Origin of the sequence: Chitinophaga caeni, from assembly GCF_002557795.1 — a bacterium.
Lineage (GTDB): Bacteria > Bacteroidota > Bacteroidia > Chitinophagales > Chitinophagaceae > Chitinophaga > Chitinophaga caeni.
Map to the genome: position 1 here is coordinate 166,466 of NZ_CP023777.1, position 23,590 is coordinate 190,055.

The following is a 23,590-nucleotide window of genomic DNA, read 5'->3' on the forward strand; positions in this document are numbered from 1 at the left end:
CGTTCTTATTTTCTTAGGGGAAGCTACCCTGCATTTAAAACATACCATCCTTAGCTAGTATTCCATAATCGGCAAGGAATACAGGTAAATTCAAAACAAGTTTAGCCGGACAGTGATGATATTAAATGAATTTAAAAAACGGCAGACAGGGCTAGCTACCCTTTTTCTGAAATGGTCTCCAAAATTGAGTATGGGAATAAAACATGCTGTCGGAATAGGTAAAGATGATCCTTCCCGGGTAGAATTTACTTAATTGATTGCTTTCCTTATCGCCCCGTTTTAGCTCAAATTGGAAATCGACCACCATGGAATCCCGCTGCGAGTAAGAAACATATAGATCATGGAAACCGAGTTCGTTCATTTGTTGGGCAGTTTGGCGGTTATCGGAGGATCTTACGAGAAATTGTTCCCAAGTGTAAGGGAAATTATCGAGTTCAACCCTAAATGCTTTCATCTGGTTGAGCAAGCGGTACGGGGGTTGTATTTTCCTTTTAAGCTTTTTCTTGCTGGTGGGAAGGAAGTAGCCGTAATCAAGTTCTTGGGTATTCCTATTTTGAGATTTTTTATAATCGTATTTGTTTACGGTCATACAACCTGGGATTAATAACCCCACCAGAGCAATCAAGGTTATTACATACAATGAATTTCTTCTCATTGGTTCAATGGATCTAGGGAATAAGAAATTATAGTTCATTAAAATAAGAAAAAAGGAATGAACAGGATGTCAAACCATGCAAAATATTTGTTAAAAAAGAGAAGGTCATTCACATAGCGAATGACCTTCTCATCATATAATTTGTCAACCGTACTTATGGTCTTACACCTACTTTTTTCCAAGTTTCTGTAAAGACACAACGATCGCTGCCACTTTGAACCATTACGTATTTAACTTCCATTACGAGTGTGCCATCCACTTCTTTAAAAGTATTTACACCGCTGGCTTCAAGTCGGCCGGCCCTATTCCCAGCTCCTTGGCCAAATGCATTGGTTACATCTACGACATTCTCTCCTTCAATTTTAAACTCGGGGGTCCAGTTACCATAATAACTTAAACCTGTACCGGTATAGAAGACGAAGCCATTTAATCCGTATTCAGCATTATAGGCATATACTTGGTTAGCGCTGGTTGTAATCAAATACATTTTAGTGTATGGGTAGATCCCGGAGAATGCAGCATTCGCCAAATCTGTATAAGAGCCTGTGACTTCATAAACGCCATCCCAAGTGTTTTTGGGGCTCACCCTGTAAATAGCAGATTTATAATTTTGACTGATACTTGCGCTGCTACTAGAAACGATAGTAAGGCCAAGAGCCAACTCTTCATTTAAGTCAAATTGTTCTGTATTGAATTTAACTTTCAGGTAGCCAACCCGTTCACCTTTCTTAATTACAACGGTATTACTTTCAATAGTGTAAACAGAACTAGGCATAACGGTAAACGCTTCTTCATGTTCTTCATTATAAGCTGTTACCGCAGCTTCGGAAACTTGAACATCCATGGTAATATCATTGGGAGCGTTTCCCGTACCAGAATAAGCGATAGGCACATCAAATTCCACTTCCGGTAAGATATCGAATGCTACTTCGAATAAAGGAATGGACGACGAAGTAGGCGATGCAATGCCATTGACATTCTTGAAGCCTACTACTTTCGGTGATTTACTCGCATCAAAATTTGGATCATCCTTCAAGCATGAGGATAACCCCATCACCACCGATAATGTAAGGATTATATTTAAAATACTTTTCTTCATGTTAATCAGATTTTGATTATTGGAACCAATTATTTTCTCCTATCCCAGAAAACATAATCATTCACAGTGAGGCCTGTAGGTACATTTTCAGAATTTACTTGGAATTCGGAAGATGGGTACAGGATTCTACCTGGCAATCTATCAGGAGTTGTTACTGACGAGTTTAATGAAATGAACGAGGTAATGGGATCCGGATTATTAGAAACTGCATTTCTAGGATAACCAGTCCTGCGGTATTCAGCCCAAGATTCATGACCATGTATAAAGTTTAACGCGATATACTTCTGGGTGATGATAGCTTCTAATTTCTGATCATTCGTAGTAGCTAAATCCCAATTAACTAAAGCATTAGCATTATTCTCAGCAGTATCTTCAGCCATGATAACAGCAGGATCACCTTCAACAAACCGTCCATCGTAAGTACTGAACAAGTAAGTATAGGAAGCCAGCATCCCATCATAAAATGCCTTCTTAGCATCCCCAGGAAGAATACCTTTCATATAAGCTTCAGCTTCCAAGAATTTTGATTCAGCTAACAACATTACAGGCTGATCCATTGCACGATTTTTCAATACACCAACGGCATCGGCTTCATCTGCATTATAAGAACGGCTAGAACCAGTATACCATGAAGTACCGCCGGGACCCGCTGTAGCATCATCGCCAGTATAACCTAATTGGTTTGTACCGGTGTTTGGGAAACTATAGTACATAGCGTAACCACGCTGGTCACTTATTTTCACACCATTATAAAAGGAGAGGATGAAAGGCGTAGGCACCCTTGAGAAACCAGTTGTTTGCCTAGAACCGGAATAAGTACTATGGTAAGTTTGCCAAGTTGGATTCTGTTTCCCGTCATTCTTGGAATAGCCTGGATTTACACCGGCATCTTCAGTTAAGAAACCATCGGAAAAATCCATACTCACACCATCTAAAGCGCTAGTATTGGAAGCACGAATCAACAACTTCAACTTCAGGGAATTGGCAAATTTTAACCAGTTTGTCATGTTAGTCCCGGTATGGAACATCACATCGGCAGACCCGATACTATTTTCTAAAGAAACTATCGGTTCTTCAGCATTCTTAATCATGCTAATGGCAGAATCCAGTTGCAAGTATAAATCTTTGTAAACTGCTTCAGCATTATCATAAGAAGGAGCGATATCATCCAAACCTTTCAAAGCTTGAGAGTAGGGAATATCATTATAATTATCGACCAAAACCTGGAAGTGGAAAACTTTCATGATCCTTGCTACAGCATTGTAGTAAACATATTTAGGATCACTTTCAGCATACTTGATAATTGTTTGATAATCGTTCAATACATCGTATTGATTCGTCCAAACGGAAGTATAACTATCGGATGAATAGTTGTAAGTAAGGGTTGAACCCCAGCCACCAAAACCACCGGCATTAGCGATATATCCAACTTGCCAATCGCCGTAGTCACTTAATGAAGGAATATTGGCAGCTGAATAAGTTAAAGCTTGCGGCAACAAGAGTTCCGGGGAGCTCTCGGTTGCTTGGTTCGGGTTGTTATTTACATCTAGGTACTTTTTGCAGGAAGACATTGCAACAGCACCCAAAACTATTAAACTTAATATTTGTTTTTTCATGTCGCTGCTAATTAGAAGGTTATCGTAATGTTTGCTCCGAAGTAACGAGACGGAGGTGTTTGTCCTAAAGTAGTAATACCAACCGCATTGCCATCAGTAAAGCTATACTCAGGATCAGTATAGATATTTGAATCAGGAACCCACAAGAACAGGTTACGACCTTGAGCGCTAATACTAGCATTTTTAATAACCCTAGTTTTACCTAAGAATTTTGCAGGCAAGTTATATGTGATCGTTAATTCTCTCATTTTCCAGAAATCCCCGCTATATACGTAGTTACTAGCAATCGCCATATTATATGGACCATCGCCATCAGCCCAGAAACCTGTACCGCCATCACGCACCATAACATCCGTATTCTCTACGTAAGTTTTAGAATCTTCATCCCAATAAGAAGAATTAGGAATTACGAAACGTTCACGATCATATTGGGTAGTCCTGATAGAAGACCCGGAGAAGTCGTATGTAGAGGCGCCATTATTGTAAATAACGTATCCGCCCCTGTGTTCAAATAGTGTCCAAAGTCTCCAGTTTTTATAACGGAATTCCAAATTAACACCAGCCCTGTTTTTGGGGTTTGTATTACCTAATAGTACTACGCCATCTGCGCGGCTTGGATAACCAGTATTCCTATCTACAATAATGCGGCCTTGATCATCCCTTACATAATCGGTACCCATAATTACCGGGAAGTACATACCGGGTATAGCATATACTTGGGCAGTACCACCAGTTGTCATTTGCAATCTCGGCACATCGCTTGAAATACTGATGACCTCGTTTTCATTATGTGTATAGTTACCACCTATTGTTAACGTAACATCTTTTGTTCGGATCGCCGTAACACTCAAGGCAACTTCAACCCCTGCATTGGATACCTCACCAGTATTTCTCAAGAAAGATGAGAACCCGGTTGCTGTTGATACCCCGGTTGGAACCGTTTGATCTTTAGTTCTCGTAGAATAATACGTAGCGCTCAGATCAATTCGGTTATCCCACATGCTTGCATCAAATCCTACCTCCCAACCATAGGTCATTTCCGGCTTGAGGTTCCTATCAACAATCCTGTTATCAGTAGTATAACCTGGACCACTAGGATAGGGAAAACCTCTTGAAGGACTGTAGGTTGAAGCCAATGCATATGGATCAATAGAAGCTTGACCGATTTGTGACCATCCTCCTCGTATCTTGAGCATGTTCAAGAACTTGTTATCTTTTAAAGCATCAATAGCTTCTGTTGCAATGAAGGAAGCGTTAATAGAAGGATAGAAGAATGACCAGTTATTTGTTGGCAATACGCTACGCCAGTCATTACGACCAGTCATTTCCAAGAATAGGAAGTTTTTATATCCTACTTTCAAGTTACCCCAAAGACCAATTTGACGCTCTGTATAATCACCTTCAGAACCACTAACTTCACCAAGGCGGGCGCTAATATGATACAAGTCTTTAATAATGTTACCACTAGAACCTACGCCAACATTCTTGGCAGTATTATTTCTAGCGAAGTGGCCTAAGATCAGGTTAAAATCGAAGTCCTTTACAGTATGGTTAAACTGTAATTGAAAATCAGAAGTGAGCTGCGTTGTATATCCGGTACCATCAGATACGGAACCGGGGATACTTGCTTTAGAACCTGTCAAATAGTAATCATCTTCAAAGATGAACCTACCGGTATAACTTTTACTGCTATAGTTCCTAGTGGCAAGACCAACCCTATAAACAGCAGTCATCCATTTTAATGGATTCCATTTCAATTCAGCATTCCCTACGAGATAATCGTTCCTGGTTTTAGAGCGGTTATTATCTATTGTAAAATACGGGTTTGCGTAATAATCATTATAGTAACCTTGCGGGTTAGCAAAAGGATCGTTTCTCCAATCCTGGTATTTAGTTAAAGGAATTTGAGCGGGCGTATTCAACAATTGATCGTAAATGGAAGAAGTGGCTGAAGTGATGTCATACCTATTTTGAGTATAATAGACACTGTAGCCAACTTTTACATTTTCCAATACATTCCTTGTACCATTTGCCCTTAAACCGAACCTATTGTATTCATCTTTCGGTGTAGTACCATTTACTTTAACATATTGTACAGCAAAATATGTACTTCCCTTTTCATCGCCGGAAGATAAAGACAAATCGGATTGGCTATTTAAGCCTGTTTCCCAGAATGTTTTCTTATCATCCGTAGGTGAATATTTTACAGTTTGGATCGTGCCATCCCTTAATGGGCGACCTATTTGCACCATCGAGCCATCAAAGCGCGGACCGTATTGTTGGTTTTCATATGGTGTATATACTTGGTTATTCCCGGTAGAACCTGAACCGAACTCGTTTTGCAGTTTAGGATAGAAACTAACCTTTTCAGCAGTTAAAGTCTGGGCAAACTTGATGATGTTCTGTCCATTTTTCCCTTTTTTAGTCGTGATGATCACCGCACCATTGGACGCATCCGAACCGTAAATCGCGGCCGCATTCGAACCGTTTAATACGTTGATATCCTCGATATCATCGGGGTTCAAATTACCCAAGATATCACTAGGAACAATTACATTGTCTAAAACCACCAAGGCATTATTGTTCCCTAACAAGGAACGGTTACCACGGAGCGTCAACTTAACAGTTGGATTAACACCACCGCTAATAGCTGTTACCTGTAGACCGGCTACTTTACCGGCCAAGCTGGATGCAACGTTTACCGGTCTAGCCTGGATTAGCTGTTCACTACCCACGATCGTGGAGTTATAGCCAATTTCCCGCTTCCTGGCGGCAACACCTCCAGCTCCGATTACTACTTCATCCAGTGTTTTAGTAGAAGATTCTAATGTAATGTCCAGTTCTCCCGTAGCAGGGACGGAGACTTCTTTTTGCAGATAACCTACAGCCCGTATGATCAGGATGTCTCCTACTTTCGCTCTTAAGTTGTAAACACCTAGTTGATCAGCTGTGGTACCACGGGTTGTACCTTTGATTTGCACGGTTCCAAATGATACGGGTATACCATCTGAACCTACGATTTTACCCGAAACCTGGCGTTCTTGAGCATAGGCCAGGCTAATACTCACCATGAGCATGGTGAAAAAGAGTAATGCCTTTTTCATGTTGTGATTTAGATTTTGGTTGACAGGCACAAGTTAATGAAAAATTATTGTCACGTAAAAATTAAAGTTAAAAACGTGTTAAAAATATCACACGATAAGCATATTTACTATCTCAAGTTATCTTGATAAGATATTATAAATCAAATACTTATAGGAAGGCTAAAATTTAAAAAAAATAACATAAAAAAACCGGCAACAAATGCCGGTTTACCTTGATGATTGTTGAGTGTCAATCAAAATCTAAATCACCAAATTAATTATAATAAATTGACTATTAATTCTTTATAAAAAAATCTAAAATAAATACATTAACAAATTTAATAATATATTTTATATAAACATTATTTTAATATATGAACTATCGGAAGTTGCTATTGGATAATAAGGATTTTCTGTCAAAAACAAGAATTCCATCAATACAATACATAGGCATAAATAAAATCATTTATTACCCCATCATTCTATAGTATAATGATACTCATCCAATAAATGCAATATAATTAGACCAGCTTTTCAATCTTGTATGGTATGCGAGGCTCTTTTAACAACGTGGCGCCAATCTCGAAATCATAATATACTATATAAAGGTAAACATCTTTTCTTATAATCATAAAATAATTGATATACCAATATAATAAGTTTAAATATCAACAAATACTTGCTACTACAACTATACACCGTCAAACAGTAAACAATTGTTACAACACCCACTTTAGTTGCCATTGAACTGTCCATCGATTCCGCCCCGGAACAAGGTCCCACCCACTACCGCTGCCTTCCCCATCTGTCATCTTACCCTGCTGCAATGCACACCATACTTGCACTTTCTTATTTATCTTGTATGAGCCGGACAAGTAATGCTGCACACCCCGCCCGTTGAACTGCTGCAAACTGTTATTAAAAATACTGCTACCCTGCGTCAAGTAAAGGTTTGACCCTCCTTCTGTCGTTTCATAACAAGTAAACCGGTATTGTACTTGCAGTTTACCCTGCTTATACCTGAGTTCTCCATATCCCAGCCAAGATTCCTGCTTCGTTCCATTCGCTGCAATTAAATTAACTACCTCCATCCGCTGCTTCATTATAAATGCCGGGCTCCATGCCCATGAAGATTCTATCCTTACTTGCCCTTGCTTAAACCTAGAAATTTCTTTCAAATGCGCTGCCGATGTTACATCTTGCATAAAACTTCTTTCCTTGTACCGACACCTCAACATAAAGGCCTTTGAAGGTTGATATAGAAATACAATCATGTGATCCGTGCCCACGGCGCCCGGTATGCTCAACCGGTACTTAAGCCATGGAAATTTATATAGGTCCATATATGCTGATATCTTCACGCGTTTATTAAATTGATATTGAAGACCCATGTAAAAGCCCGTTTCATTACTCACGGTAGATTGTGCTCCAAATGCCCGCGCATGCGGTGCCGTGTACGATGGCGTATAACTTCTAAACAGTATCGCCGCTTGTAATTTCGCATGGAAACTCAACATACATGTATTGATAAAAGCAGATGCACCTGGCCGCATATATACATATTCCCCGTATGCAAATAAATTCCGAAAGTTCCATTGATAGGATATACCTAAATGCTGCGATCGTGCCGATGTATCCTTAAAATATTGATATAAAGCGTTCCCTGCTTTAAATGGTGTCGCTGATCGCTCCAATAAATAATTGGCTTGCACGAACAAGCTTCTCTTATGATAACTCAAAGATGCACCTGCCGTTATTTGGCGCAATTTTTTTTCACGTTCGAGTTCTAAGATTGTTCTATGGTAGCCCGTTTTTTGTATGCTAGAACGCCACCCTGCACTACTATCCTGCTCCATGATCGCATCAAGTTTCCTGCGCGAAAAGAAAGTAGTTAAGCTATAGCCCCGTTTTCCTAAAGTCATGGCGGCTCCACGGTAAAAGTAGAATTCACCGGGAGAGGTGTACGGTTTCAGAACTGCCGATGATTTTTTTATGGAAAGCAGATCATTACCTTTACCGGCTGGCATCCCCTGCCATTGCATCAAGCCTTGTCCCAAGCATACGAGGTAATCCCCGATAATTAGTTGCTTCAGTACACCCTTTTTTCCGATCATCAAATGAAAACTGCTAAAATCCGGTTTCCCGGAACGGATGAATTGTTCTCCTGCATCTTTTTCAACTAGCAGGTTCAAACTCGCATAGCCGCCCAATTGATAACGAAATCTAAGCATGCTCTTAAATGGATCCCCCCTGTAATGCGGTGAGATACTATCTTCCGCGATAAATCCCCTGGCTTTAGGAAACGTCCTACCCAAGCGTAATGTGATGTTCGCGTTTCCCTTTGTAAATAATTCCTTCCAACTATAATACGCCTCGAAATCATCCCCAACTTTTACATATGGCAACAACCGTTGTATCGTAAATAAATCAAAGTGAGGAATTGCTTGCAGCTCGTAAATGCTTGTAAGATCTCCCAACTGTTCCTTGTATAAAAAGAATTGCTCTAACTGGAGCGGATCCAATATTTCGAGCGCTGCTAAATCCCCTTCCGAACAGCGGTTCAAAGCAAGCTTTCGCTGTAGCCAATATAAGCGGTCCTGTACATCTTCTTCTTGCTCCAGTAACTCGCTTTGTTCCTGGTAACGGTCTTCCCATGCCCCGTATAAATCGGTTTCCCTTTCTTCCTGTGCCATTAGTTGATTCCAAGTAGCTAGTAAGAGCAGTAAAATTATAACTTTTGCCATGCGATGCTACTGTTTGGATAAAGTCCTAAATTGGGGTGATAGTATACCATCAAACCAAGGGATACAGATGATATCCTGATGCTGGAACCCAAGAAGAAATTGAATGGCCTAGTGTTAATTCCGGTGAACAGGATTTTTTGTAACGCTGCTTGGTAACTGCACCGGAACCGGCAACTTACCATCTCCTGGCCAACCTTTGTTAGCATCAATTCCAGCAGTGCCACTTTCTCCAATTCGTACCCGATACCCAAAGTATATACAAATGGCGTACGCATACCGCTATATTTTAACGGCTTATCCTTAACCGGCACCTGTCCGCTGATGCCTATACTCAGTAATGATGTAGGGTGCATCAGTATAGCTAATTCCGGCATCACGAAGCGATCCTTACCGTAGCCCGCAGTTTTCAACTGGAAATAATGAAATTGAATGCCCAGTTCAAATTCCCCGCTTAACAATCTGCCGTAGGATATGCTGTAGTTCGATTGCTGCCAGGGCACTTTACCTTGTAAACTCGCAGCTATTCCAAACCCGGATTTTTTTCCCGGGATAAGCAGGTAGCTGCTGAATGCCGATAATTCATTTAACATGTAAGCATAATGGTACCAGGCGCCGAAGGTCAACTTCATTTGCCGGGACAAACATGCCGGGTTGTCTTGGAAGGAACTGGCTTGTTGAAAATGCTGGCTGAACGAGCCGAAATTATGTATGTTGGAAAATTCTTTCCAAACATAAACCTGCCCTTGCAGGTATACGTTCGCATGTAATAATGCGAGGGTTAATACAATGGTTTTCATCTGGTTGGTTATTTCAAACAATGGATATTCAAGATAGTAATTTCCGGGGATTTTTAAACCGGGGGCATCTTATTTTTTTTCGATCCCCCGGTAAATAATTATAAATTTTCATTCAATCCTATCGCGGAAATATTCCCTGAAAAATCAGCGACAAATAATATACCGTCTACAATAGTCATATCGGCATATATGGGTGCCCCGAGATCCAAGGTATCTATAACTTTTCCACTGTCTTTATCCAGTGCGTATAATTTACCGTCACAGGCCGCAACAAATAAATACTTCCCTGCAACTAGCGGTGTACTTTCAATCGTTGGAGCGGGTGGCCTTGAATACGGCGCCGAATAGCTGATAGCTTCCCCGGGCATAAAAGTGTACCTCTTCTCCTTTGTAGATAATTGATACATCATCAACCCATCGGCAGCGGTCGGGATCCATAGCTGGTCGCCCGATATTGCCGTTGCCGTCATCGTTTTCAAGTCTCCTTTTACCGGTATGCTGTCAATCGTTTTACCATCAAGATCCAGCACATGTAACATGTTGATTCCTTGCACGAATAAACGATCTTTGTAAGTTGTAGGAGTTCCGCTCCTGAACCGGATCCCGCCATCTTTCCGGCTCCATTGCAGCTTCCCGTTTTTTAAGGAATGGGCATACAACCGGTTCCAGTTGGATGATGTTATGACCATATCTTTAAATAAGGTCATCGCGCTGGGTGTGGCTTCACCGCCATTCCATACTTTGTTAGTCCATACAGGAGCTCCATTTTTAATATTCAAGGCTTGCAAATAGTTACCGGAACCGGTAATATATTCATCATTATAAACTAAGCCGGCGCCATTATAAGGTGGTAAACTTTTCATACCGCCATCATGCTTCCATACTAATTTTCCTGATTTAGCATCTAAAGCATAGCTAATCCCGTCTACGTCAGTGCCTAAAATTTTGCCCCCTGCATATGCCAAGGAATTCTTGATAGAATTTCCAGTTTTAAATTCCCATATTACACTACCATCCAAAGCGTTTAAACATACCATCTTGCAAGTACGCCTGTTTTCATCATCGATAGTAGACAGGTACAATTTGCCGTTAATAATCAACGGTGATGATTTCCAGATATTAGCGCCAGTATTCTGCGTCCACAATAATTTAAACGCTGTAAACCTTGGGTCCTTAATGGCCGGGAGGCGGCTATTGTTCTCTAAAGCTGTTTCCCAGTTATTTTGGATGTTCAGTTTGGGTCGCGGCATTAGTTCGAAAGTATCCCGGCTGAAGATCCATTTACCGCTTAACATATTCGCTTCTACTGTTCCTTGATATGTCCCTGTCCCATTCTGTAATTGCTTCCGAGGGATCTCTCCTACCCAAGACCAATCGCCCGATTGTTTCAACGGGATGACAGCGATCAGCCGCTCCCGCATATCGTACAGTCGGAATGTAGCTCTATCTACCAGGTCGTCGGTTTCATAAATATTTGCATTTATTTGGAGATTGCCATTTGGGCTACTGTAGGACTTCTTAGCGGGACTGACTACTGTAATTTTATTATCCACATAACTATATCTTCTTTTAACATCCAGGTTTCCTTGTTCATCGATATCAAAAACATCAAAATTTGAAATAGAATTGTCAATTCCACCATCGGCAGCCGGGGCAGAACAAACGCTTACTATTCCATTCTTTCCATGTTCGTGGCTGTAATTATAATGCCAATGACCATATATCCAGGCTTTCAACCGGTGTTCATTAAGGTTCAGAACATCACCATTAGAATTTTTAACGGTAAACAAGGAATCAAAACTCCATAAATCATGATTAAATATAACAACGTGTTTTCCATCTGTCACGTACTTAAGATCATTTTGTAACCAATCATATATATCATCTACCGTGTAAGATGGCTTATAGTCGCCGTAACGCATCGGCGTCACTATAAAATGGGTGTTTCCATATTCGAAAGAATAATAAACAGGCCCGAATAATGATTCATATAAAGCTTCCCCGTACGCACCTTTTACCAGGTCATGATTGCCGACACAATAATAAACAGGTACACCCATTGTCCTTGTATTCACCTGCCGGGCATGGAATTGCATCCCTTTCTCATAGCATATATCCCCGGTATGGACGATAAAATCAACCGATGCAAGTTTGGCAAAATCACGGGTTTCATTGATCCAATTACCATATAGATAGGTCTCTGTATCGGTTAAACGTAAGAATTTAGCACCTTTACGATGATTCCTTCCCTGTTTATCTTTTCGTAATGCAAAATTATATGATGTACGATTACTATCGATCCTGATATAGAAACTATCCGTGCAATGATATCCATCGGCAGGAGTTATAAATACGAACCGTTGTTTAGGATGTCCCGGTAAGCTGAAAAAGCCTTTAGCATCTGTTAACACAATATTTTTACCATCCGAAACCCGGAAATTTTTAATCCCGGTATTACTAGAAGCATCATATACGCTTCCTGTCAAAGCTTGTCCCCAACTATTTAGAATTAATAGGCAGCATAATATTGATAAGCTAATTGTCTTCATGATTAAATTGAAAGGGGAGTAGTTTTGTCAACCACTCCCCAGTTTAAAAATTTATAGAATAATTACCAACCAAAGATCTGCTCTAGCTGTGGATTTAAAACTGTTTCAGAAAGCGGAACCGGCCTGTAATAATATTTCGGCGCTTCGAAGTTCCTAGGGTTATCGCGGTAACGGGTAAAAGAAATATGTCCGGAGGTATTGCCATCCAAGTAAAAGTTATTATCCTTACCGCTGGCATCTTTCAAATAATACCGCGCCAGGTTTTGTTTCAAATCTGCCGGCAAACCGTTCAACACGGCCGTGTCATTTGGATTCGCTAAAATGGCTATATCTTCTACACCATCTCCCGTCATATCCATTGCGCCTAAACCGGGAACATACATACCTTGTTGCGCTGCTACCAAGCAAGATTCAGCAGCCCAACGATTGATATCCAACAAACGAAGTCCCTCGCAAGCCAGCTCCACGCGGCGCTCCCTCCTAATTTCCAACAATACTCCCTTATTAGATCCGCTGACCGTTGAATACCTGGTTGCTAAATACGAATCCGGGTTTGCATTGGCTGCGGCCAAATCGAGGTTCGGCATTTGCACGCGATCACGGAGTTTTTTAATGGACAAATCAATATCCGATTGACTCAATGAACCTAGTTCGGCTTTTGCTTCCGCGAAGTTCAACAACACTTCTGCCAATCGATAAATGGGTAAACTGTTATAATTGGCATTCCAACCTTGGCGCAACTCCGGATCACGCGGGTAGAATTTCAATTGGTCGTATCCTCCTAAATTTGGTTTTGAAATGTAATATTTATCATCGTTTGTAGGGGAATAACCGGGATAAGCAACGGTTTCGGCTAACCTAGGATCACGGTTTTCAAAAACCTGTATGAAATTTTCCTGGTGATATCCCGGCTGCGAAGTAAAAGGAGTACCATCTTTCATCAGGTAAGTTTCCACCAGGCTGTTACTTAATGACCAGGTCCATCCGAGCACCGTATGCGAGTTATTGCCGATGCCTAGATCCCTTTGACAGTCATACCATTGAATAATTTCCGGATTATTGGCTAGCGCGGTGCTTATAAACAAATCCCTATAATCTTTAGCGCCATTCCCGGTATTATAAATTTGGAAATCGGTATTTGCCATCAATGTCTCGGAAGCAGTGACGCAGGCCTCCAAGAATTGATTCGCGGAAGCCGTCAGACCTAGCTCGGGATGGTATTTCCTGAAGGTCCCTTCATATAAGGAAAAGCGGCTCAGCAGTGCCAGGGCTGTCCATTTGGTCACCCTCGTTTTGTTGCCTTGCGCCGGTTTAATATTTTCCACGGCGAAATTCAAATCTGCTAAAATGGAATCTGCCACGATAGCCCTGGGGCTTCTTGGAGCGTACAATGCGGTATCCGTATTTTTCAATACGTTCGAATACCAAGGAACATCGGAGTAACGCGCCAGTTTGCTAAAGTAGAACCGGGCCCTGAAATATCGCGCGATGCCGATGTAATGGTTTATCTCGGCAGGATCGCCGCTTGCTTTGTACACATTATCGAGTAAGAAATTATACTTCCGGAGATTACTCCAATCATTCCAACCGCTGCTACCGACCGTATTGGCATCTAAGCCTCCCTCCATCAACAGGTCTAATTCACCAGCTCCGCTGTATGACGAGATATTGTCGCTATTCAGATCTTCGTAATTGTAATCTGCGCCGTAAAATGTATTAGAATACGTTTCTAAATCCTTGGTTGTTTTAAAAAATACTTCGGGAGAAATTTCAGTTTCCGGGTTTCTCTGTAAGAAATCCTTCTCACAGGAACCGAGAAAAACAACACCGGTCAATAAGAATATATAGTAAATAGTTTTTTTCATGATGTTCGGTTTAGAAGTTCAAGTTCAAGCCCGCGGAATATGTTTTTTGGAAAGGATAAACGCTTCCGCCCAAGCCTTCGGGATCCAGATCCGCTTTCAAGTGATCAACTGTAAACACGTTTTCAGCGCTGAAATACACCCTTAACCTGGCAAGTTTCATTTTATCCGTTGTTGTTTTAGGTAAGGTATATCCAACTGTTAAGTTCTTCAGCCTGAAATAGGACGCATTTTGCAAATAGCGTGTTTGTGGAGCACCCAGTTCCGTAGCATCTTCCGCGATATAAGATTTTACCCTCGGGAAGTAAGCGTTCGGTGTTTCCGGTGTCCAGTGATCTAAGTTCTGCACTTGCACGTTGGCCCAAGGTTGAGCGTAAATTCCCCAGAAATAGTGATTGCTCGCATTCGGATACCAATCCCTTTTACCGATTCCTTGCCCGTATAACCTCAAGTCAAAATTTTTAAAGCTGGCATTCAGGTCGATGCTATATGGATAGCGGATGGAATTATTACCGATAATTTTCCTATCCCCGTGATCATCCAAAGTATTTTTTCCGTAGCTGATTTCATCATCATTATCCAGGTCCTTGAACTTCAAATCCCCCACGTACCATTTATACCCCTGATCATCAGACCCAACTTTAGTTTGATCGGGATGATCTTTCAATTCATCTTCATTTTGAAAGAATCCTTCCGTTACCAATCCCCATATTTCACCTAGTTCCTGGTCTTTATAGTAATCGTTCAAATTTCCCGTAGGATTATCGTACTTCGTTATAAAAGTCCGGCTGTCGGCCAAGGCAACTTTTACACTGTAACTAAACGGATCTTTCCCGAGGTTAAATTGATCGCGCCAAATGATGCTTAACTCCATACCGCGGGTTTTCAAATCGGCGGCGTTGGTTTTTGGTGAAGCTGCGCCGTATACGGCAGGTAATGTTTTTCCTTTCACGAACATCCCTTCCGTAAAGCGGGTATAACGGTCGAAGCTGATTCCCAGTCTTTCTTCCAGGAATGATAAGTCAATACCACCGTTGATCGTGCGAACTTTTTGCCAGGTATAATCAGCCGTAACAGGAGCCGGCGTATAAACACCGACAGGTCTGTTTCCATCCAAAATAACGCCGATTTGCGAAGCGTTCATCGTTTCAAAATAGCCGTAAGGACTGAATGTTTGATCGCCCAAGGCTCCGTATGAGCCGCGAACTTTCAACAAGTCCATCTTCAGCGCTTTTGCAATAGGCTCAAAGAAGTTTTCGCGGGACAATACCCAGGCTGCGGAGGCAGAAGGGAAAGTTCCCCAACGATTATATTCCGGAAATCTTGAAGATCCATCGCGGCGACCGTTAACTTCTAATAAATACTTGTCATCATAAGCATAAGATGCCCGGAAGAAAACACCTCTTACAGCCCAATCGGTAAAGCCTTCGCCCACGGTTGAAGTACCTGTTGCCAACTGCACGGTAGGGTAATTGGGGCTAATCAAGTTCGTACGGTTGCCGGAAAGTTGGTCGTAGATATATTCTTCCTGGTTAAACCCTAATACCGCGCTCAAATCATGTTTACCGAACTGCTTGTGGAAATCCGTGTAAATGTTATAAACATTATACTTTAAAGCTGCGGAATTAAAATAAGCATTAGCCTGGTTGCCGCTCGTATACTGTAAAGGTTGATCCGGTCCGGTACGGTATGATACGGGTAATATATACGATTTGCCGGTGCTGTTTTCCCTGCGGAAAGTAGCGTCCGCTTTCAAATTCCAGACATTTTTAACCAAGCCCAGTTCCCCGTTGAAACTTCCCAGGAAAGTATTGGAAGCCGTATTATTTCTGCCGCCCGATTGTAATGTTCCCAATAATGCAGCGCCGTCTTTTGTCCAGGTACCATCCGGGTTTCTAGGAACTGACAAAGAAGGCGTACGGTTGGAATTATGGAAAAACAGGTAATCCATCGCGGTAGAAGGCGCTTCGTATTCGAAGTTCGTGTAAGTAATATTCGTACCTACTTTCAAACGATCATTAAAAGTATAGGTGGCTTTTGTTCTCAAGTTGTACCTGTTCAGGATATCGGGATTATAACGCAGCATCCCGTCCTGGCGGTAATATTCGCCGGAGATGTAATAATTCAATTTATCATCGCCCCTGGCAATGCTGAAATTACCATTAAAGGCAGGCGCAGAATTATTATATACTTCGTGCAGCCAGTCTGTGGAACCGTAATACGCCCAAGCATTCGGATTGGTTGGATCAACGATAACGGCAGGTAATGAAGGATCATTTGAACGTTGTTCTGCATAAGCCCTAACGGCATCCGGGTATAAATTGTACAACGGCGTGGCAGCATCGTGTTTCATTTGCATGGTCACCAAGGGATCAGTCACCACATCGGGAACTTTACCCAGTGTACGAACGGCATAATTAGCATTTACGGAAACAGACATATGTCCGTCCTTGGCCGTTTTCGTTGTTATCAACACCACACCGAAAGCAGCCCTGGCACCGTAAATAGCAGCAGAAGCCGCATCTTTTAACACGGTAACGTTCTCGATATCGGCAGGGTTTAACCTGGATACTTCCTGCGTAGAAAACGGTACGTTATCGACAAGGATAAAAGGTTCCCCACCGGACAACGAAGTGTAGCCCCTCAAGTTGAAAGAAGGAGCAGAAGAAGGACGACCGTTATCGATGCCGATATTCAAGTTGGGGATTAAGCCCTGTAAACCCATACCGACGTTCGTAATTGGCCTATTCTCCAATGCCTTACCCGAAATATTGTCAACCGCCCCACTGAGGTTTGCACGCTTTTGCGTTCCGTAACCGACCACGACCACTTCATTCAAGCCACTGGAATTAGCCGTCAGCACCACGTTGAAATTGCGGGTGCCTTTCAACGAAAGTTCTTTCGTTTCGTAACCGATATAACTGAAAACGAGCACGGCATTTTCAGGGACTTCCATCTCGTATTCACCGCGTTCGTTGGTGGTTACACCTTTAGAAGTGCCCATAACTTTCACGGTAACACCGATGAGGGGGGTCCCCTCAGCATCTTTAACAACACCCCTGACCTGGACGGTTTTCACTTGTTCCCCAGCCCTGAGAATAACGATCAGGTTATTCGGCATGATCCGGTAGGTGAGCTTGGTACCATCAAAAGCGGTAGTCAGTATATCCGGGATGGCAGCATTGTCCATCTTGATGCTAATCCTTTTATCGGGAATAGCATCATTTTTATATAAGATCGTATAATCGCTTTTTTTGCCAATTGCATTCAGCAATTTACTGATGTGGATATTATTGTAATCCACGCTCATTCTTTCTTGCGAATACCCATGTGCGCTCAATTGTAAAAATCCGGCACAAAGTAGAATAGCTGTTAGTTTCATACGCATCATGAGTTTCCTCACCTTCCTTTTCGGAATATTTGAGGGCCACCAATAGCATTTTTTCATAATTTTGTTTGAGTTTGGTTAAATAATAGGCCATTACCTGATCTGACCGGATCGGTTTAGTTTAATTAGCCATTCCAAGGGAAATGTTGCCGCATTTCCCTTTTTAATTCTTTTCCAGTTTAATTTGTATTAAGATTTTTTATCCTTCATAGATTTACGGGGATTTAAATGTGAATAAACCTGAGCTGTTTTACCATATGGTAATTGTTTTGTTCGATTCGTCTAATTTATATTGAAACCCAACCGTAAGTTGTAATGCATCCAGGATTTCCCGTATGTTTTGTTTTTTGAACACGCCGGTTACGGTTTCTTCCGAGTACCGGGTATTTTTAAATATGATAGTAACATTATACCACCTTTCAATATCATGTGCTAATTCAGATAGTGTAATTTGATCGAATTCAAACCGATCATCCATCCAGTCGGTTTTTATCGGCAAGCTATCACCTGCTCCGGATGCAGGGGAGTAAGATGAGGGCACAATGGAGAAGTTAGCTGACAATGCAGTTTGTTCTGCCCGTTTTTCGTGGATGATATCAGCCTTGTTAATAACTAATTTTTGTAATGGTTGTAAAATAACTTCCTGCTTTTTATTGGTTTTAGCATCGGTAAAGTCGACCGCTATTTTGCCACTGATCAAAGTGGCCTCTACCCGGGCATCTTCATCGTAAGCCTTCACATTGAAGGTAGTACCTAATACCTTGATATTTAATTGGCCAGAACGCACAATAAAGGGGTGTTCCGGATCATGCTTAACATCAAAAAAAGCTTCCCCGGTCAAGCTTACTACCCTATCGCCTTTTAAAAACTTATCGGCATCATATAACAATCTGCTACAAGCATTCAAGATAACGGTGCTACCATCCGGCAATGTCAATGAAGTTTTAGAACCATTCTTCGTTACGACTTCGTTTGCGTAACTACGCACGGCCTTATTCGGCCAAAATACAAAGGCAGCAACCGTTGCTATTACAGCCAAACAAGCAGCCGCGGCGTATATCCACCTGTACCTGTTCGTGGCTACCCCGGGTTGCGGCGGCTGTTCTTTTAACCATTGAGACAACTGCCCCATCCCGCGGAGTTTCAACGCTTCCGCCTCATCAAAACTAAAATTCCCATTATCATGCACACTTTCAACATCTTCCAAAATATTAAAGGCATAGCCGAGTTCGGGATCTTCCTCCAGCATACGGGCCAGTTCTTCCAGTTCAGCAACTGTAGCTTCCCCGGAAATTTTCCGGGACATAAGAATGTAAACCTTATTTCGATCAATCATTGAAAAATAACTTCCGTTATAATAGTAAGTCGTAGAAAATTCAAAATACCCCCAAAACTTTGAAAAAATATTTTGAAGAATGTTAGATCAATTATTTTGTTAACTTTAGCTTAATCTACGTTATTTAAATTGCAACCATTATCTTTCGTGACAAGGAATATATCTAGGAATGATTCAACGAAAAATTAACGAGTTATTTGTTGATATGGCAACAAACAATGACGAAGAGTCTTTTAGGCTCCTGTATGATCATTGTTTTGTACGCGTTCTTAGGTTTTCATATAGCCTTACCAGGTCGCGGGAAGTGGCCGAAGAGATTACGAATGACGTGTTTTTACACTGCTGGCAAAAGCGCGCCTCCCTGCAACATATCCGTAACCCGGAAGTGTACCTGTTCGTTGTTGCCAGGAATAAAGCTATCGATTTCAGGAGGAAACAAGCGAATTTTCACCATGTAGATTTATTGGAGGATATACATGTTGAGATCGCGTTGGAAAGCAACCCGGAAGAAATGATGATATCAGCCGAAATGGTGCGTAGATTGGAGCTGAGCATCGAGCAGCTCCCGCCCAAATGCAAAATGATTTACCTGCTCATAAAGCAATACGGCCTTAAATACCAAGAAGTAGCTAACATCTTGAACCTTTCTATCAAGACGGTGGAAAACCAGTTATCAATCGCGGTTAAGAGATTAACAACAGCCGTGAAGTTCAGCTTCGAAAAAGAAGAGCATCATAAATAAAATAATACGCAGCTAAAGTCTGATGCTTTTTTCAAACTACATAATATTATTTTAATAAAAATAACTGCACTCTGAATAATTGATATAAAAATTAAGAAGGGGCTTTTATATATACTTCATCAGAACAGACCGTACAGTTCCGCATCTACTTTAGAAATGATTTCGCCCAAGTCAGCTTCGTTGTCGGGGAATTTATTTTGATCTACATCGATAATTAACAAAGGACCTTCCGTATATTTTTCGATCCAGTTGTTGTAATACTCGTTCAGGCGTTTTAGATAATCGAGACGGATATTTTCTTCGTATTCCCTACCGCGTTTTTGGATTTGGGCAACCAAGGTCGGAACGGATGCTTGTAAATAAATCAACAAATCCGGTGGTTTTACCAATGACTTTAGGGTTGTAAAGAAGTTAAAATAATTATCGAAATCCCTTTTTGTCATCAAGCCCATCTCGTATAAGTTAGGCGCGAAGATATGGGCATCCTCATACACGGTACGATCCTGGATAATGGTTTCTTTCCCATTGGCAATTTCTACCAATTGCTTGATACGGCTGTGTAAAAAATATATCTGCAAATTAAAAGACCAGCGTGGCATATCCTCGTAGAAGTCATTGAGGTAAGGGTTGTGTTCAACATCTTCAAAATGGGCTGTCCATTTGTAGTGTTTAGCCAACATTTCAGTAAGTGTGGTTTTTCCTGCGCCGATATTCCCGGCTACCGCGATATGCTTGATCTTATTCTTTGCCATGCCCGTGGGGAAGGTTGTTTCGTTATATATAAAAAAGGCAGCTTTATGTTGATGTTATAAAACATCTTACATAAAGCCAGCCGTATGAAATTAATAAATTTTTGTTGGTAACAAAACTGCTAATAATAATGTATACCGATTAGCTTCCTAGCCTCGCCCAAAGTTTTGGCAGCGCTTTCCCTTGCTTTCTCCGCACCTTGCTTCAAAATCTTTTGCAGGTAAGCGGTATCTTCCTGGATACTTTTCGCTTTCTCGCGGATAGGCGCGATAAATTTTACCATATCTTCACCGAGTTGCTTTTTCATATCCCCGTAACGGATCGTGCATTCGTTATACGCCTTCTCATACCCTGTTACGACATCCGGGGCAGAAACCAGTTTCATCAATGCAAACAGGTTTTCGATAATTTCAGGTTTCTGGCTGTTCATTTCCGTTGGTCCGGCATCAGATTTTGCTTTCAGGATTTTTTTGCGGATCAGGTCATCATCATCTGCCAGGTACAAAGTAGCCATCTGGTTTTCGCTCTTACTCATCTTGCCGGTGCCGTCGAGGCTCGGGATTTTCACCAGTTGACTCCCGTAAGTAAAGGCTTGCGGTTCGGGAAACAGTTCACCGTAACGGTTATTGAAACGCTGCGCGAAATTACGGCTCATCTCCAGGTGCTGCTCCTGGTCTTTCCCGACCGGAACTTTCACGGCCTTGTGGATTAAAATATCCGCCGACATCAGCACTGGATAAGTTAACAATCCCGCGTTAACATTTTCCGGGTTTTGCCTTACTTTATCTTTAAAGGTAGGTACTTTCTCCAGTTCACCTTTGTATGCCAACATGTTCAAAAGGAGGTATAATTCGGCTATTTCCGGGATATCACTTTGCGCGTACAAGGTAACTTTTTCAGGATCTAACCCGGAGCCGATATTTTCAGCTAAAACCCGGTAAACATTTCCCCGCAAATCCTTCGGATCGGGATGCGTAGTCAATGAATGCCAATCTGCTACGAAGAAATAACAATTATATTCTTCTTGCATCCTGATATAGTTGTGGATCGCACCAAAATAATTCCCCAGGTGTAAAAAACCGGTAGAGCGGATACCGCTCACTACTATTTCCTTTTCTGTTGCCATAATGAGGCGCAATTTAATAAAAGTTGGCTTCTCCGCGGTCTAAAATCTTAACAGCATTTTCTGAAATTGCTATCCTGTAAGTCGCCGTTTATCACTATTTTTGAGAAATAGTACCGTATTATTTAAAAAATATTATATATTTCGTTTAACTTGATTTTATGGAAGTGAATGATGCGCTTATCGACCAATTAGCGAACTTGGCCCGCTTGGAGTTTGACCCGCAGGAAAAGGCCAACATCCGCAAAGATTTGGAAGAGATGATCACCATGGTAGAAAAATTAGGGGAACTTGACACTTCCAACGTGAAACCTTTACTCCATTTAACCGAAGAAGTGAATATGCTGCGCGAGGATGTCGTAGTACCGAACATCAGCCGTGAACAGGCTCTCAGCAACGCGCCTTCGGCCAATAATGAATATTTCCAAGTACCAAAAGTCATTAAGAAATAATTATGGCACAACAGGCAGTTATCCACCTTGAAGAAATCCGCAAAAGTTACTTTATCGGCAAAAATGAATTGCCTGTATTAAAAGGAATCACCCTCGATATTCTGAAAAATGAATACGTCGCATTGATGGGTCCATCAGGATCCGGTAAATCCACCCTGATGAACATCCTCGGTTGCCTCGACACGCCCACCAGCGGCAAATATATCCTTAGTGGCCATGACGTGAGCAAGATGCCCGATGATGCTTTGGCACTCGTCCGTAATAAAGAAATCGGTTTCGTATTCCAACAGTTTAACCTGATGCCCCGCTTGACGGCGCTTGAAAACGTGGCCGTACCGCTGATTTACGCGGGCATCAACAGGAAAGAACGCGAAGAAAAAGCCAAGTTCATGCTTGAAAGAGTAGGCTTGGGCTCCCGTTATAAACACAAGCCCAATGAACTTTCCGGGGGACAATGTCAAAGGGTAGCCATCGCGCGCGCCCTTGTAAATGACCCCTCCTTGATATTAGCAGATGAACCTACCGGTAACCTCGATTCCAAAACTTCCGTGGAAATCATGGAAATTTTCGGCAGCATCCACAATTCCGGCAACACGGTGGTATTAGTAACCCACGAGGAAGACATCGCGGAACACGCCCGCCGCGTTGTGCGTTTGAGAGATGGCATTATCGAATCAGACAAGCTCAATGCGCATCATATAGTACATTCTTAATTTTGCCGCTTTATCATAGATAAGTGATATTTGTAAGGTATTTCCTGATTTACCTCACCAATATCACTTTTTTTATGGCAATGAAAATCTATACCAAGACGGGAGATAAAGGTAAAACTTCCTTGATCGGCGGAACGAAAGTCCCGAAAAGTCATATCCGCATCGAATCTTACGGAACAGTTGACGAATTAAACTCATATATAGGCTTGGTCAATGATTATATCGCTGATCCACCAGGTCAAGCCATGCTGCGCGAAATACAAGATCGCTTATTTACCGTGGGAGCTGCCCTAGCATGCGATCCGGAAAAGGAAACGAAGATGAGTATTCCCGATTTGCATGATTCTGATATCAGCCTATTGGAACAGGAGATCGACAGGATGAACGACGTGTTGCCGGCGATGAAATTTTTTATATTACCCGGTGGCCACGTAGCAGTATCGACCTGCCACATTGCGCGTTGTGTTTGCCGGAGGGCAGAACGCCTATGCGTACAGATGCACGAAGAGGAAATGTTCGTAGAGCCGAAGGTGCTGCAATACTTAAACCGTTTGAGTGATTACTTATTCGTGTTGGCGAGGTATACGGCACATCAATTACAGGTTGCTGAAATTCCTTGGAAACCCAGGGTACAAGGCTAATCCGGGTCTTTTATAGAAATACGGGCTTATTTAGTAGATT

At 41.8% G+C, this 23,590-nt stretch carries 16 protein-coding genes; 4 read left to right on the forward strand and 12 right to left on the reverse strand.

The genetic code is table 11. The annotated features are described in order from the left end of the window. Positions 1-151: 151 nt before the first annotated feature. The 10 genes from COR50_RS00725 to COR50_RS00775 form a co-directional block, all read right to left on the reverse strand. Positions 152-589, reverse strand: coding sequence for a hypothetical protein (locus COR50_RS00725; protein WP_098192189.1), 438 nt, complete (start codon positions 587-589; stop codon positions 152-154). A gap of 220 nt (positions 590-809) precedes the next feature. Then, a complete protein-coding gene (locus COR50_RS00730; protein ID WP_098192190.1) occupies positions 810-1,754 on the reverse strand; it encodes a DUF1735 domain-containing protein in 945 nt (314 codons plus the stop codon). Between the two features lie 29 nt (positions 1,755-1,783). Then, a complete protein-coding gene (locus COR50_RS00735; RefSeq protein ID WP_098192191.1) occupies positions 1,784-3,370 on the reverse strand; it encodes a SusD/RagB family nutrient-binding outer membrane lipoprotein in 1,587 nt (528 codons plus the stop codon). Positions 3,371-3,381: 11 nt separating this feature from the next. After that, entirely contained in the window at positions 3,382-6,474 is a 3,093-nt protein-coding gene (locus COR50_RS00740; RefSeq protein WP_098192192.1) for a SusC/RagA family TonB-linked outer membrane protein, read from the reverse strand. 698 nt (positions 6,475-7,172) lie between these two features. After that, the gene (locus COR50_RS00745; protein WP_098192193.1) at positions 7,173-9,197 is read right to left on the reverse strand and encodes a hypothetical protein; all 2,025 of its coding nucleotides are present in this window, start codon (positions 9,195-9,197) and stop codon (positions 7,173-7,175) included. Then, a complete protein-coding gene (locus COR50_RS00750) occupies positions 9,182-9,994 on the reverse strand; it encodes a hypothetical protein (RefSeq protein ID WP_098192194.1) in 813 nt (270 codons plus the stop codon). Before COR50_RS00750 ends, COR50_RS00745 begins: the two co-directional genes overlap by 16 nt. A gap of 98 nt (positions 9,995-10,092) precedes the next feature. Beyond that, positions 10,093-12,543 carry an outer membrane protein assembly factor BamB family protein gene (locus COR50_RS00755; protein WP_098192195.1) on the reverse strand — a complete coding sequence of 817 codons (2,451 nt, stop codon included), beginning with the start codon at positions 12,541-12,543 and terminating at the stop codon, positions 10,093-10,095. Positions 12,544-12,605: 62 nt separating this feature from the next. Continuing rightward, on the reverse strand, positions 12,606-14,408 hold the full coding sequence (locus COR50_RS00760) for a RagB/SusD family nutrient uptake outer membrane protein (RefSeq protein WP_098192196.1): 1,803 nt from the start codon (positions 14,406-14,408) through the stop codon (positions 12,606-12,608). Between the two features lie 10 nt (positions 14,409-14,418). Then, complete coding sequence (locus tag COR50_RS00765; protein ID WP_198405747.1) at positions 14,419-17,853, reverse strand: SusC/RagA family TonB-linked outer membrane protein; 3,435 nt, start codon at positions 17,851-17,853, stop codon at positions 14,419-14,421. Positions 17,854-18,043: 190 nt separating this feature from the next. Beyond that, the gene (locus COR50_RS00775; protein WP_198405748.1) at positions 18,044-19,099 is read right to left on the reverse strand and encodes a FecR family protein; all 1,056 of its coding nucleotides are present in this window, start codon (positions 19,097-19,099) and stop codon (positions 18,044-18,046) included. A 199-nt stretch (positions 19,100-19,298) separates the two neighbouring features. Here COR50_RS00775 and COR50_RS00780 point away from each other — a divergent pair, with 199 nt between their 5' ends. Further along, complete coding sequence (locus COR50_RS00780; protein WP_098192199.1) at positions 19,299-19,871, forward strand: RNA polymerase sigma factor; 573 nt, start codon at positions 19,299-19,301, stop codon at positions 19,869-19,871. A 119-nt stretch (positions 19,872-19,990) separates the two neighbouring features. Here the strand turns inward: COR50_RS00780 and COR50_RS00785 are convergent, their stop codons facing one another. Next, on the reverse strand, positions 19,991-20,623 hold the full coding sequence (locus COR50_RS00785; protein WP_098192200.1) for a deoxynucleoside kinase: 633 nt from the start codon (positions 20,621-20,623) through the stop codon (positions 19,991-19,993). 119 nt (positions 20,624-20,742) lie between these two features. Further along, entirely contained in the window at positions 20,743-21,747 is a 1,005-nt protein-coding gene (trpS, locus tag COR50_RS00790) for a tryptophan--tRNA ligase (protein WP_098192201.1), read from the reverse strand. 158 nt (positions 21,748-21,905) lie between these two features. Here trpS and gatC point away from each other — a divergent pair, with 158 nt between their 5' ends. The 3 genes from gatC (at position 21,906) to COR50_RS00805 (ending at position 23,550) form a co-directional block, all read left to right on the forward strand. Then, the gene (gene gatC / locus COR50_RS00795) at positions 21,906-22,196 is read left to right on the forward strand and encodes an Asp-tRNA(Asn)/Glu-tRNA(Gln) amidotransferase subunit GatC (protein ID WP_098192202.1); all 291 of its coding nucleotides are present in this window, start codon (positions 21,906-21,908) and stop codon (positions 22,194-22,196) included. A 2-nt stretch (positions 22,197-22,198) separates the two neighbouring features. Next, a complete protein-coding gene (locus COR50_RS00800; RefSeq protein WP_098192203.1) occupies positions 22,199-22,909 on the forward strand; it encodes an ABC transporter ATP-binding protein in 711 nt (236 codons plus the stop codon). 74 nt (positions 22,910-22,983) lie between these two features. Further along, the gene (locus tag COR50_RS00805; protein WP_198405749.1) at positions 22,984-23,550 is read left to right on the forward strand and encodes a cob(I)yrinic acid a,c-diamide adenosyltransferase; all 567 of its coding nucleotides are present in this window, start codon (positions 22,984-22,986) and stop codon (positions 23,548-23,550) included. The last annotated feature ends 40 nt before the right edge of the window (positions 23,551-23,590 follow it).